At 56.4% G+C, this 14555-nt stretch carries 9 protein-coding genes; 6 read left to right on the top strand and 3 right to left on the bottom strand.

The genetic code is table 11. The annotated features are described in order from the left end of the window. Positions 1 to 235: 235 nt before the first annotated feature. On the top strand, positions 236 to 1237 hold the full coding sequence (locus M4951_RS18500; RefSeq protein ID WP_262023116.1) for a DUF1559 domain-containing protein: 1002 nt from the start codon (positions 236 to 238) through the stop codon (positions 1235 to 1237). A 25-nt stretch (positions 1238 to 1262) separates the two neighbouring features. Beyond that, a complete protein-coding gene (locus M4951_RS18495) occupies positions 1263 to 1658 on the top strand; it encodes a carboxypeptidase-like regulatory domain-containing protein (protein ID WP_262023115.1) in 396 nt (131 codons plus the stop codon). A gap of 32 nt (positions 1659 to 1690) precedes the next feature. Here M4951_RS18495 and M4951_RS18490 read toward each other — a convergent pair whose 3' ends face one another. Further along, complete coding sequence (locus M4951_RS18490; RefSeq protein ID WP_262023114.1) at positions 1691 to 3511, bottom strand: PQQ-binding-like beta-propeller repeat protein; 1821 nt, start codon at positions 3509 to 3511, stop codon at positions 1691 to 1693. Between the two features lie 134 nt (positions 3512 to 3645). On the opposite strand from M4951_RS18490, the gene M4951_RS18485 reads away from it, so the two are divergent. The 3 genes from M4951_RS18485 (at position 3646) to M4951_RS18475 (ending at position 7118) form a co-directional block, all read left to right on the top strand. Continuing rightward, complete coding sequence (locus tag M4951_RS18485; protein WP_262023113.1) at positions 3646 to 4077, top strand: MarR family winged helix-turn-helix transcriptional regulator; 432 nt, start codon at positions 3646 to 3648, stop codon at positions 4075 to 4077. A 191-nt stretch (positions 4078 to 4268) separates the two neighbouring features. After that, positions 4269 to 4853, top strand: coding sequence for a MarR family winged helix-turn-helix transcriptional regulator (locus M4951_RS18480; protein ID WP_262023112.1), 585 nt, complete (start codon positions 4269 to 4271; stop codon positions 4851 to 4853). A 63-nt stretch (positions 4854 to 4916) separates the two neighbouring features. After that, entirely contained in the window at positions 4917 to 7118 is a 2202-nt protein-coding gene (locus M4951_RS18475; protein WP_262023111.1) for an HAD-IIB family hydrolase, read from the top strand. A gap of 34 nt (positions 7119 to 7152) precedes the next feature. Here M4951_RS18475 and M4951_RS18470 read toward each other — a convergent pair whose 3' ends face one another. Continuing rightward, entirely contained in the window at positions 7153 to 11757 is a 4605-nt protein-coding gene (locus M4951_RS18470) for a S8 family serine peptidase (RefSeq protein WP_262023110.1), read from the bottom strand. A 657-nt stretch (positions 11758 to 12414) separates the two neighbouring features. On the opposite strand from M4951_RS18470, the gene M4951_RS18465 reads away from it, so the two are divergent. Beyond that, a complete protein-coding gene (locus M4951_RS18465) occupies positions 12415 to 13026 on the top strand; it encodes a class I SAM-dependent methyltransferase (protein WP_262023109.1) in 612 nt (203 codons plus the stop codon). A gap of 74 nt (positions 13027 to 13100) precedes the next feature. Here M4951_RS18465 and M4951_RS18460 read toward each other — a convergent pair whose 3' ends face one another. Next, positions 13101 to 14546, bottom strand: coding sequence for a DUF1501 domain-containing protein (locus M4951_RS18460; protein ID WP_262023108.1), 1446 nt, complete (start codon positions 14544 to 14546; stop codon positions 13101 to 13103). Positions 14547 to 14555 lie beyond the last annotated feature (9 nt).

Below are 14555 nucleotides of genomic sequence, written 5' to 3'. Positions count from 1 at the left end.
CCCTGCTCGAAAAGCAGACGCGTACTTCGTTACTCGTCTCACTCTGGCGGACGTTGATTGGTAAAGTAATTCTCGGCTGCAGGAAAATCCAGGTCCAATCGCCGTAAAATGAGCGTTCTCTCTCGGTTGCGCACAGAAGTAATCAGTAGTAAGACGTAGCTGGCATGAAATTTGTAAAAATTGTCGCTACCTTGCGCTTGGTATTTCTTATAACGCTATTGCGAGGATTGCTCACATGCCCAAGAAATCTGGATTTACCCTGGTTGAGCTGTTGGTGGTGATCGCCATCATCGGCGTGTTAATCGCCTTGCTGTTGCCGGCCGTACAGCAAGCCCGCGAGGCGGCGCGACGGATGACCTGCTCGAACAATTTGAAGCAATTGTCGTTGGCGATCCACAACTACCACGACGTGCATCAAGTTTTTCCGCCGGCCGTTCTCATGCCATCTGCGGATCGCAAAGGAGGCGCTTCGTGGCTGACTCGCTTGTTGCCGCAAATGGAGCAAAACGCCGCCTATGATCAAATGACGTTTATCGACACCGATTGGTCCGACCAGATTGGCCCCAACCGTAATTGGCAAGTTACCAACGCGCTGCGCGTTTCTGCTTTGAATTGTCCTTCCAGCACGATGCTGAAAACCCGCAAGCGGGCCACTTCGTCGGGGACGCAAGCGTTGGGTGCTCCCGCCGAAATCGAATATCAAATTGCCGACTATGTGGGCAGCGCCGGCAGTTATTTCAGCGGCGCGAACGTGAACGAAGACGCCAAGCCGGGCGAATGGGGAATTTATGGCTATGTGACTTGGAACGGGACGCTCGTTTCGATCGATGAGAAAAACTCGCGCGCGATTGGATTTCGCGACGTGGTCGATGGGACCAGCAACACGATCACGATTGGGGAGCAGTCGAGCTTTTACAATGGTCCCAATTGCGCAGCAGGAAACTGCGACTGGCGCGGCGGCAGTTGGGATGGCGGCGCCTGGTCATGCGGCGTAGGCGGCTGGGATGAATGGTGGTTGAACGTCGCGACCGTCCGTCACGGCATCAATTGGAATGGAACCGGAATCGGACATAATCAGCCCTACTACCGCCATACGATTTTTCGTTCGCAGCATCCAGGCGGCGCCCAAATGGCGCGGGCCGACGGTTCGGTTGCGTTTTATGCGGAAACGACCGGTTTGCAAACGCTGATGTCCTTGTTTGATCGCGCGGACGGCTCCGTGATCAGCAACGAATAACACCCCAGCCACAAGGGAGCAACTGATGAAAATGCGAAGCTTATTGCTCGTTTTATCGCTCGTCGCTTTGGTGGGTTGCGGCGCAAAGGGGCCAGCATTGGCTCCATTGCAGGGATTGATTACCGACGACGGAACTCCCATCGCCGGCATGAACGTCACCTTTTCGCCGCAGCAAGACGGCGCCGCATCGTGGGGGATCACCGACGCGGAGGGGAAATTCACGCTGCATTACATCGACGGACGTGAAGGCGTACTTCCCGGTGAACATCTCGTCTCGATTTCTGGAGGAGACTCGTTGGCTGGCGATGGCCAGTCCACGCGTGCTCCGCGTCGCGTCAAGCGACCGCGTGAATATCGGCGTACGATGGAAGTCGCCGTCGATCAAGATTTTGTCGAGATTGACTTATCCGCGAAAAAGTAACGTTTCAGAACAACGCAAAAAACGGCCGACGACTATTCGTCGGCCGTTTTTGTTTCTTGCCAATCGCGCAGTTGGAAGCAGACCATTTCTTCGCCGTTGCGCACAAACAGCTTACCGTCGGCGATGACTGGGTGGTTCCAAGTCTTGCCGTCGAATACGCGGAACTTCGCGATTTCTTCGTGCTCCTCAGGCGTCGCTTTTACGAGCGCCAACTCACCATTTTCACTCACGATGACCAGCACGCCGGCCTCTTCGACCAACAGCGTCTGTCCATGACCATAGCGGCCTCCTTTCCAGATGCGATCGCCGCTCGCCGCTTCGATGCAGGTAAAGATGCGATCGTCGAATCCGTAAAAATGTCCGTCGAACTGGACGAAGTCGTTGAAGTAGGGTTTCAAATTGCGCGATGTCCATTCTTCGGTCGCCGACCAACTCTCGGCGTCGTGACCGATATCCAGTCTCCTGGTTCCCATCCCTAGTCCCGTGCCGACATAGACCGAATCGGCGACGATCTGCGGTTGCACGACGCGATTGCCCGGCTGGATGTCCCACTCATTTTCCCAGAGCACTTCACCGTCATCAAAAGCAAGTCCTTGGACGCCCCAATCGGTCATCATGACAATCTGTTCGAAGCCTGCCAGGTTGGCCAGATGCGGCGAACTGTAGCTATGCTTGCCACGACCTCCGGTCCATTGGATTTCGCCGGTCTCCAGGTCGTAGGCGACGACCGCTTTGCCTGCTTCGCCGGGCTGGCCCTCGTACTGTTGATCGCCTGCGAACACGATCGCCGCTTGGCCGGCGATCAAGGGGGAGCTGGAAAACCCCCATTCCGGAGTTTTGGCGTCGACATCCTTGGTCAGGTCCCGCCGCCAAATCTCGGCGCCGGTGGCCGCATCGATACACGAAACGAATCCGGATCCTCCCAACGCGTAAAGCTTGCCGGCATGGAAGGTGGGCGTCGCACGCGGACCAGGACCGGCCAGCGGTTCTTCAAATCGCGTTTCGATCGCGTATTGCCAGATCGGCTGACCCGATGACGTGTCGTAGCAGGTCACCAATTCCTCGTCGCCCCGTTGTTCCTGGGTAACGATCTGCGCGCCGATCGCGGTGAAAGAGGACCAGCCGGGACCGATTTTCCGCCGCCAGAGTTCCTGCGGCGGATGTTGGTCCCAATCGGTAGCGAACGTAGCGCCACGCAAGACGCCGTCACGCTGCGGACCGCGAAAGCCGGGCCAAGTGGATGTCAGCGCGGCGAGCGCCGCGGTATCGGGAGCGACGTGCGGAGTTGGTGAGTTTTTGAGTTCGGCCAGTAACTCTTCTTCATTGGTCGGATTCCAACGAGGCGAAAAATCAGCGGTGATCGTGCCGCGAACGCCGTCGAGTTTCAAGCAGAGGGTCAAACCGGTCGTGATGATGAGGACTGACGCCAAAGCGAAGCGTTGTACGTGCCAGCCAAACGGAAGCGAAAGGAGTGCGACCAGCCCGCAAGCGACGATTGCCCACGGCGCCAGCACGATCCCCAGGACCATCGCGTTCATCGTTCGATCGGAAAAGAGAATCGCACACAGGGCCAGAGCGACGACTAGCCCGATCGAGACCAGCCGTTCGCGGAGCTGGATGCGAGAAAATGCGATTAACCACACCGCCGTGAGGGCCATACAGGCCAATGCTCCCCACATCATTGACATAAAATGGAACATCGTGCTGGGGGCGATTCGACCGGGAATCGTCAAGATCGCCAACTGGCAAACGGCGATCGCGATCAGCGGCCAAATGCGTGGCGAAGCGTTCTTTGCTCGGCGCTCTGCGGTTGAATCGTCGTTTTCTAGCTGATTTGTCGTGAGATCGCTCATTTTGACGCTCCTGATATCGCCGCCGTTGGGCGAATTCGCTATCGATAAGGTTGCGAAACGCAGCTAAGCGGAAATTTATAGACCGGTACACAATTTGTCAATCAAGCGGCAGCCAAGTTTTTCGAGAAGAAGCATTGAATTCAGAAGAAGTTGCGGAAAAGATCGGTCGATTTGGAAAAGCGTTTTCCCAATGGTTGGAGGTCGAAATGGCCGCCGCCGGCACGACGGCGTCTCGTGCACGCTTGCTTTATGCACTGAAATGCAGCGGCACCTGTAAGATGAACGACATCAGCACTCGTCTCCAGGTGACTCCCCGAAACGTCACCAAATTGGTTGACGCACTCGAAAGCGAAGGCTTGGTCGAGCGAAATCCGCATCCGGAAGATCGTCGGGCGACATTGATTTCGCTGACCGATCGCGGCATGTTGACGGTCAAAGAAACGATTCTGAAGAATGATGTCGTGCTGAAACTGTTTGAAGAATTGCCTGACGCGGATCGGGTGGAATTGGGACGGATTCTTGAACAGTTACTCGACGGGCTGGCGCGACGCGGATTCTCGGCTTAGTCGAATTCTCGTCAGTCGGGGGGCTATTGCGTCGGGCTTTATTTTGCACTCACAATATCTAGATGCCGTTGAAATGGCTTTAGTGGGGCGAATATGCGCGTTTATGACGTAATTGTCCGCGCTAGTTGACAGCAACTCTTTCGTACACGTAAAGTAGTGCAAGCCCCACACTGATGTATCTGGAAGCTTGCATGGGAGTTCATGACCCGCTGGAAGATCAGATCGCATTCGCTTTACGGCGAATCATGCGATCGATTGATCTCCAATCGCGACAATTGTTGCACGAGATCGGGTTAACCTTCCCGCAACTCGCCGCGCTGCAGGCGATTCATCGCTTACAGCCGACGACGGTCGGTAAGGTCGCCAGCTCCATTCATCTTGGTCATGCCACACTGACGGGCATTCTCGACCGTTTGGAAAAACGTGAGCTGATTGCTCGTCAACGTAGCGAGAACGATCGACGCCATATCCGCGTGCAAATGACCGACGCCGGTCAAAAGTTGCTCGACAAAGCGCCGACGTTGCTGCATCGTCCGTTTCAGCGCCAACTTGATCGGTTGGAAAGTTGGGAGCGAATGCAGGTAGCCGCTACGCTCCAGCGCGTCGCTACGATGATGGAGAACTCGGGCGGTTCGTCGTCCAAGGTGGTTGATTTGCAATCAATCAAACCGCCGGAAAGTAATCCCTTTCCGGTCGAAATGGACTCGGCACGCCGCTTGCAAAGTAATGAAGGTTTGAATCGAGAGAGGCGAAACGATTCATCAACCAGCCCATAGAAATCGCGCGTCGAGCCATCGCCTAAAGACGTTTGACGCCGAGCAACCAGGGGGAGGTATTTGATGTATATCCAGCTCATAAGTCTTCACGGGCTCATTCGCGGTTCGCATATCGAAATGGGACGCGACGCCGACACAGGGGGCCAAGTAAGATACGTGCTGGAGTTGGCCCAAAATCTGGCCGCGTTGCCGGAAGTCGACGGGGTCGATCTTTTCACTCGCCGAATCAAAGATAAACGGGTCTCTACCGACTATTCAGAACCGATCGAAGAGCTGGGCCCCAATTGCCGATTGATTCGCTTGCCGTGCGGACCTGGAAGGTACCTTCGCAAAGAGCGGCTGTGGCCCTACGTCGACGAGTTCGTGGACGCGATGATTACCTTCACGCGTCGCGAAGGTCGCTCGCCGACGTTGGTCCATGGTCACTATGCGGACGCCGGTTATATCGCTAAAGAAGTCGCTTCGGTCTTCGACGTCCCGTTCGTCTTTACAGGGCACTCGCTCGGCAAGCCCAAGTTGGCTTACTTGATGGACGAAGGGTGGACCCGCGAAGATGCGGACAAAGAGCTGGCGATGGATCGACGCATTCAGGTCGAGCAAGACTGCCTCTCGGTCGCCGATCTGGTGATCACCAGCACGCGACACGAACGGGACCAACAATACGCCGAATATTTCAAAGAAGAAGATCTCAATTTTCGGGTGATTCCGCCGGGGACCGATCTCGACCGCTTCTTCCCCTATTACGATTATGAGCTGTCTAGCAACAACATTGACGAGCAGTTCAAGCAAGCTCGCATGCGGATGCGGCGCGAGCTGAATCGCTTTCACTTTTCGCCAGACAAGCCGATGATTTTGGCGCTATGCCGTCCGGATCGCCGCAAGAATATCAATGCGCTGATTAGCGCCTACGGCGAGAGCAAAGAACTGCAAGCGATCGCCAACCTCGCGGTCTTCGCCGGCATTCGCGAAGATATCGAATCGATGCCGGAGAATGAGCAAAAGGTTTTGACCGATATGTTGATGGCGATGGATCGCTACGACTTATACGGCAAGATGGCGATCCCAAAGAATCACAGTTCCGAATTTGACGTGCCAGAACTGTATCGGCTGGCCGCGTCCGAGCGGGGCATCTTCGTCAACAGCGCGTTCATCGAACTGTTCGGTCTCACCTCGATTGAGTCATCAGCCACCGGGTTGCCGTTTGTCGCAACGCAAGAGGGAGGGCCGCAAGATATCGCCGAGAATTGCAAGAGTGGAATCGCGGTTGACGTGACCGACTCAAAAGCGTTGACCGACGCCATGCTGACGTTGCTGACCGATCACGAAAAATGGGACGAATGTTCCGCCAACGGCGTCAATCTGGTCCGACAGCTTTACTCGTGGGAAACGCATTGTCAGCACTATATCGAAGCGATTCGAGAAATCGTTTCTTCACCGTCGCGTACTCCGTCGGCAGTTGGCAAACCGGCGGTCGGGCCGCGGATGATCAATGTCGAACGGATGCTGATCACCGACATCGACAACACGCTGTTGGGTGACGATCAAGCGCTGGCGCAGCTAAAACAAGTGCTGAAAGAAAATCGCTCGCGAATCGGGTTTGGCGTCGCTTCAGGAAGAGCGCTCGAATTGATCGATGATGTCCTCGATAAACATGGCATTCACGACATCGACGTGATCATCGGTTCGGTCGGCGCCGAGATGTACTACGGACCTGATCGGATTCCGGTCAAAGGTTGGGGCGCTCATCTTCGTTCGCGTTGGAAGCCGGAACGGGTTCATGCGGCGCTTGATGGACTGCCCTTTTTGCATCTGCAGCCAGAAGCCCACTCGCAGCGCGAATTCAAAATCAGCTACTCGCTGGACGATGCGCTGCCGCCAAAGGAAGCGTTGCCGCTGATTCGAGACGCGTTGTCACAAACCGGCGTCGCGCATTCGCTGATCTTTTCGCACGGACGCTTTCTCGACATCTTGCCGCATCGCGCGTCGAAGGGAAAAGCGATTCGCTATCTCTCTTCCAAGTGGAATATTCCGCTGACCAACATCGCGACCGCGGGGGACTCTGGCAACGATATGGACATGCTGACCGGCGAGACGGCCGGGATTGTCGTTGGCAACTATGATCCGGAACTTGAGAAGCTGCGCGAGAGCAAATCGTCACGCGTCTATTTCGCCCAGGCGCATTGCGCCGGCGGGATCTTGGAAGGACTGGAGCACTACGGCTTTATCGGATCGCCTTCGGCGACGTTGCGGGCGGTTGGAGCTTAACGCTCGATCGTCCGCGGGGTGAAACGTCGGAAGCCTATGCTTCCGGCAAGTCGAAATCGTCTTGATCCAAGGAAGAATAGAGATCGTCCACTTCGCTAGAGAAGGTCTCTTCACTCTGCGCCAGCTCGCTGGCGATTTGATCTCCCCACGCGTCCATCGCGTTCACGATTGTCGGCATCGACAAACGTTCGTCCCGCGCCAGCTGGGCCGCGGCGACGTCGGCCAGTTGATCGCTCTTTTGCGAGATGGCCCCTCCTAGCGTTCGTGCGGCGCCGGTTGTCGAAATCGCGGCGCTGCGTGATTGTGCGAGCTCTTCAATGTCGCCGCCAAAACGGAGGGCCACTTCGGCGGCGATCGCGGCGACTTGTGCCTGGATCGATTCCAGCGTGGGCGATGCGGTTGAGGAGGTGAAGTTGCTCCCTTCCACGGAGGTCGATCCAGAACTGACTTGGAGCGAACTCATCGACGTGGAGACAAGGTCAACTAAGGACGACGCATTGTTCGTCGCAGGGGTAGTCGCCGAAATACGAAAGACCTGGGAAACCGATGTGCCGCCGTTGGTTGCCGCGATGGTGACGATAACTTCTCCCGTAAAATCTGCCGGTCGATCGACAATCAGCTGGCCGTTTTCAAGGCGCGCCGTCACGTCGCCGCTAGCTTCGGTCGCGTTGATTAACAAGCTGGGATCTTCGTAGCAAGCAGAATCAAGCATCGCGATTCGGTCACCGCCGCCGATGTCTCCCTTCCATTTGTAGAGGACTGCCTGATCTCCTTCCTGGGTCAGATAGTACCACTGGTAGTTCGCATCGCGGATGAACTTTTCTTGGTGACCATAGGCGTTATAGGCGTAGTTGGTTCGGCTCAAGAACGGGTCGTTGACAAAGTTCATCGCTTTGTCGACCGCGTATGCATCGGCGTCGGATACGGCCGTTGCAGCTGCTGAGAGCACAACCGAGTCGCCTCCGCTCAAATAATCACGCAAATCCAGCACATAACGCGTTTCGCCGCTCGGAAATTGATCATTCGCAATCGGCGCGAGTTCCAGCGTTCGTTGTGCAAATACGACGTCGAACGTACGAGATTCCGCTCCGTTAGAGCCGGTTGCCGTCACTGTCAGCGTAACGCGACCGAAAAAACCGTCGCACGGCGCGACAACTAGTTTGCCTGTCGCGGGGTCGATCGTAACGTCAACGTCCGCTTGCGGGGAGGTGGGTTCGTGTTGGTATAAAAGTTTCGGGTCGTTGTAATAGGAGATGTCGAGCGTCGCGATCACGGTGCTGCGGACAAAGCTTCCTTTCCACGCGTGCAGCAACGCATGTTGCCCGTCGGTGGTGATAAAGTACCACTGCCCGGTTTCGTTTTTGACATACTTCTCCCCCTGACGCTGCGAGTTGTAGGCGAAGTTCGTCTGCTCGAGCCAATCATCCTTGACGACGCCATATTGCGAAGCGCCGGTTGTCGTTCCGCCGTCTGGCGTTTCGACCTCAAAGCCAGTCATCCCTTGGCCGAAGTCGTACTGCGATAGGTCAATCTCGAGCGGCTCTCCTGCTGTTCCGGCAAATTCAGACGGCAACGGGTCAGCGGCAGCCGGCGCCGCCGATATGGCGATGGAGAATGATTGCGTTGCGGTCGAAACGCCGTCAGAAACAGATATCGTGACTTGCATGCTCCCGGCCGTGGCGCTGCTCGCATCAAAACGAAAAACGCCATCGCTGATCGCAACTTCGACCAGGCGACCGGACGCGTCGGTCGCGGTGGCGATATACGTCAGCGAGTCGCCATCGCGGTTTTCGACCGCCAGGGGAAGTTCCAACAAGCCGTCGTGTTCCAGCGTTTGATCGGCGATCGCGCCGAGTTGAACCGCATCGTTCGTGATCGAAACGACGAACTCTTCCCAGACCGTTTCGCCGCCGTGTGTGGCGCTGACGCGTACCGTGAAGTTGCCGACATAGCCGGTGGGCGGATCAATCGTCAGACGCCCAGTCTCGGCATTCCAGCGGATCTCCGCAGGCACATTTCCCAAAACCTCGGCCGAGATGCTCGCGCCGGGACTTGCGGCGATATCGACGTCAATCTCGTCTTGGGTGTGATGAATCGTGATGTCGTCGAGCGGATCGATCTCTAGTGACGATTCGACCGAAAAGTGAATACTGAAGGACTGGAGCGTGCCGACGTCAGAGGCGAACGAATCGCTGACACGCAGCGTCCATGTTCCGGCAGTCGCCATTCCTTCTAACAGCGACAAATCGCCGCTCGGGCGAAAACGACCCGAGAAAGGCGCCGCCGCGTCGCTGATCAGCGCTACGGCGTCATCATCCAGGATGGTTCCCTTAAACCCGTCGCCTGATCCGCCGATCGCCGAAAACAGCTGGATCTGCGTTCCATTGGGGGCAATCAACACGACGGTCAGATCAGAGTCCCAGGTATGATCGATATCGAGCCAAATGTCGGCGTCCGCAATCTTCAAGTTGTCGGAGATGTGCAGCGGAATATCGATCGAACCGTAGGTAGGAAGCTGGATCGGCCCCATTGTTTCGTAGACCGCGATGTCGGCGAGATCGATCGAAAAATGCCCGATGATTCCGGCTCCAACATTGCCATGCAGATCGGTGACGGCGCCGTCCGCCAATTGATAGGTGACGTCGCCGTTGTCATACGGCAATTGCAGCCAAAACCGCGCGGTGCGATCGCCGATCATTTCGACCGAGACGACGCTGCCGCTTGACAGTTGCAGATCGGCGGCGGTCAGCGTGGTTGGGTCGATCGCTTCGCTAAAGGAAAGGTCCAGGTACTTCGGAAGATCGCTCAACGCTGCGCCATTGGCGATGCTCGTCTCCGAGACGGTCAGCTTCGACGCATCATAGAAAAACTCGCGAACAAAGGCTGTCAGAGCCAGACCATCTCCGTTTCTTGCGACCGAGCCGGCCAATAGCTCCATCCGCTGAGCGCCTTGCGTGGTGAGCGGCGACTGCGAAAAGTGGAAGGTGATGTGATTGCCGTCGACGATCGTCAAGCTGTCGGCGGCTTGACCGTTGACCAAAAAATCGGCCGCGGCGACAGTCGACGGATCGAAATTACCACTAAACTCGATCGTAAAGTCGGACAGCGGCGAATCAACCACGTCGCCTTCTTCGATCGACGCGTCGGACACGCTGAAGTTCAGTTGATGCAGCGTGCCGAGCGCATTCAAACGACCGCCGGTCGAAACCTTGCCGTGCAATCCTGCAACATTGTCGACGCCGCCCAGGAGGGCCGCTTTGATCTGTTCCATCGTCGCGGACGGATTGACCGAGTAGGCCAACGCGATCACGCCAGAGACGTGAGGGGCCGCCATGCTGGTGCCGCTGAGCGACAGGTAACGGCCGCGCGTGATCGTACTGACGATCCCCACGCCGGGGGCGGCGATATCGACGCTGGACGCGCCATAGTTGCTGAAACCAGCAAGCTGGTCATTGTGGTCGGTCGCTGCGACCGAGATGACATTGTCGAGTCCGTAGCTGGCTGGGTATTGCGGAGTGACGTCGTTATTGGTCCCGTTATTGCCGGCCGCGGCGACAAACAAGATATCTTCGTCACCACTCGCTTTGATTGCGTTATACAAGGCCGAACTGTATTCGCCCCCTCCCCAACTGTTGTTGGTGGCGACAACGTTCACGCCGTACAGCTTTTTCATCATGGTGGCGTAGTTCAAAGCACGGACGGCGTCGGCCGTACTGCCGGAACCAGACGCACTGAGGAACTTGAGCGCCATGATCGACGCCGACGAGGCGACGCCGACAACGCCGGCAGCATTTTCTCCCTCGGCGGCGATCGTACCGGCGACATGCGTACCATGCATATTGTCATCCAGCGGATCGCCGTCGTTGTTCAGAAAGTCGTAGCCGTAGACGTCGTCGACAAAACCGTTGCCGTCGTTGTCGATTCCGTCCCCCGCAATTTCGCCGGGGTTTACCCACATGCTGTGAATCAGATCGGGATGCGTGTAGTCGACGCCGGTATCAATCACGGCGACCACCACGTTCGGATTTCCGGTCGTGATTTCCCAGGCTTCCGGCGCGTCAATGTCGGCGTCGACCGTGCCGCCGGTTTGCCCTTGATTGTCCAGACCCCACAGCGAATCGCCTTGGGGATCGCTGGTCGCCAAATGAGCCGGAAGCAACGCGTTCGGTTCAAAGGTGGTGATGATCGATTGGCCAGCGAGCCAGTCGGTGACGGCGTTGATCTCGGCGTCATAGGTGCGAATGAGCAATTGTCCGCTCAAACCGAGACCGCCGATGATCTCAAATTGCATCGTGCCGCTGTCTAGCAGCGCCGCAACGTCGGCCAGCGATGCGATCGACGCGGCGAGCGAAGCGTCCAACTGAATGATCCATTCATCGTTGTAGACGTCCAGCGTCGTGTTTTCCCAAACGACTTGCGTTGTCGCCTCGGCGAAGGTGGCGTTGCCGGCGTCAATTTGCGAATGCGCGGAAGTCGACAGTTGCTCAAACCAAATCGGCGATAGAAAGTTCGCCGAATCGCCGGCGAACAATTCGCGCACTTCCAAGCGTTCGATCTGGCCAAACGAGGCGTCAGGAGTAATCGTCTTTTTGGTACGCGACTGAATCGTGTTCAGCGCGTATCTTCGAAAGATAGACATGCGATATTGTCGCGGGCGTATCAGGAGGGGGGGGATCGCGGGGGATGACGAGATGGTGCGTCTCAAGAGGACGTCGCTCGTCGCGAAAAGATAGGTCGAGAGGAGCGATTGGTCGGAGCAGAAATGAAACTCGCGGATAGTCCCGAACCGATTTTGCGGTCTCTAACGATCATGACGCGCGACGCCGCGGATCAGTGCATCTTTCGCCCATCAAGTGATGAGGCGAACGTCTGCGACCTCTATTTCCGCAACATCATCGGAGATGAACTGACGGAAAAGGGGCAGGCCAAGAGGGGGGAGCAATCTGCATTGCGATCGCATTTCTCAAGCACCGGCGCTCTCTCGAAGGTCTGGTTTGTTAGAAATAGAATATGAAAAAGTCGAAAATAGGGGCCGCCGATCGAGGTATTTTTGCTAATGGTGGGGGGAATGTTTGACTTTGACGGCGCCCATAGGTACTATCAGCGCCAACGCACATAAACATGAGTTGGCTGACGGAGCGGCTATTCCATTGTTCGCATCATTGAGAACGACCCCATGTTGGAAGAATCGCCGGTTTCGAAACAGCCTCTGAACAAGGTGAAGCAGAGCGTTCGACGTATTCCGCACGTTGAGCCACTTTTTGAGGACGCAACGTTCGTGTCCGAATATAGTCGGATGACAAAACGTTACGCGGGCGCCGACTATGAGCCAATTCTAAATTTCACCCTCGCTGAGTTGAAGCAAGTCGAACAGCCCAAGGTCTTGGAACTGGGACCTGGCCCAGGCTGGATCGGGATCACGTTGGCGAAACGTCGCAAAGATCTGCGCGTTACCGGGGTCGATATATCGAGTACCTACGTTGATATCGCCAATCAAAACGCGGCGCACGAAGGGGTAGATGATCGCGTTGACTTTCGCAAGGGAGACGCTTGTCGATTGGATGATTTCGCCGATGGAACCATGGATGCGGTGATTTCGAATCAGAGCTTCCACTATTGGGAACCGCCGATCGACGTCTTGCGTGAGGTTGCGCGCGTGCTCAAGCCCAACGGAATTTTTTGCATCGGTGATGACCGCCGCGACTTGTCTTTTATGGCGAGCACCATCGTGCTGTTGACGAAATGGTTGTTGACCGCCAGCGTTCGCGAAAGCTGGATGCGATCGCTCAAAGGAAGCTTTACTGCGAGCGAAGTGCAGGCGATTATCGAACAGTCGGATTTAAACGGTCATGCGCACATCAAGCTCTATCCTCGAATGTTTTTCATTCAAGGACGTTTGACAAAATAGTACAGCGCCACGTAAGAAAAAAGCCTCGTCACGGACGAGGCTTTTTTTGTGAGATTGGGGCCGCTGTAAGTCGATCAGGCAAGCAACTTTTCGATCACGTGCCCGTGTACGTCGGTCAGTCGACGATCAATCCCTTCGTTTCTGACGGTCAGTTTGCGATGATCGATCCCCAGCAAGTGAAGAATGGTCGCATGGACATCGTAAACCTGCGTCGGGTTGTCACGATCTAACGGCTTGTATCCCCATTGATCGGATGGACCATGGCTGACGCCTCCACGGATGCCGCCGCCGCAGAGCCAGTTGGTGAAGACATACGGATTGTGGTCGCGTCCTTTGCTTCCCTGCGTGCTGGGCATGCGGCCAAATTCGGTCGTCCAGAGGACGATCGTGTCATCCAGCAGACCGCGTTGTTTCAAATCCTTGATGAGAGCGGCCGTTCCAACCGCCATCCCATGCGCCAACGGACCATGATCGCGCTCGATGTCTTCATGGCTATCCCAGTTGCGACGCGGAAAACCATTGTCGTTGCCCGACCAGATCTGAACGAAGCGGACCCCGCGTTCCAACAACCGACGCGCGATCAGGCATTTGCGGCCAAAGTACTCCGCTTCTTCGGCACGATTGATCTCGCTCGGATAAGTTGCACCTGGTCGATCGAGGCCGTACATCTTCAGAATATGTTGCGGCTCGTTCGAAATGTCGAGCGCCGCAGGTGCGCTGCGCTGCATCTTGGCGGCTAATTCGTACGAGCGTATCCGCGCTTCCAAGCGAGAGTCTCTGGGGCGTTGGGCACGATGCTGCTCGTTCAGTCGCGCGAGCAATTCCAGACCAGCTTTGTCACCAGTGTTTGTCACATAGTTGGAGCGGGCATAGAGATCTTCGATCGGATTTTCACGCTGGGGAAAGATCGCCGTTCCTTGCGAGCTGGCCGGCAAGAATGCGGAGCCCCAGTTCTTGGGACCGTTGCTTGCGAAGCCGCGATGGTCGGGCAAGACGACGAAGGTCGGCAGGTTGTCGTTGGCAGATCCCAGTCCATAGCTAATCCAGGAGCCCATGCCGGGAAAACCGGGACGATCGAAACCGGTCGCTTGCAGATAAGTCGCTTGCGAGTGAACGCCGGTCTTGCCGACCATGTTGTGAATGAACGCCATGTCGTCAACGCAGGCGCCCAGCGGTGCGACCACTTCGCTGAGCATTTTTCCCGACTCGCCATAGGGGGAAAAAGCGAAGGGGGACTTCATCCAAGGTCCCAAGCCGTTTTGAAAGGCTTCGACCTGTTCGCCAAAATCCGATTTTTCGCCGTGACGCTTTTCAAGCATCGGTTTGTGATCCCACAAATCGACGTGACTTGCAGCGCCTGACATGAAGAGTTGCACGACCCGCTTCGCACGCGGCGGATGATGCAGCACTTGAATCGATCCCCCGGTTTGGGCTTGCGAATCCTCATGCAGCATCATGGCCAACGCGAGACTGCCGAGTCCGGCCGACCCTTGGGCGAGGAAGTTTCTGCGATGGATCATGGGCGAATT

Source organism: Blastopirellula sp. J2-11 (genome assembly GCF_024584705.1).
Lineage (GTDB): Bacteria > Planctomycetota > Planctomycetia > Pirellulales > Pirellulaceae > Blastopirellula.
Note: the sequence above shows the minus strand (reverse complement) of the source record. Positions and strands in the feature narration are given on the sequence as shown.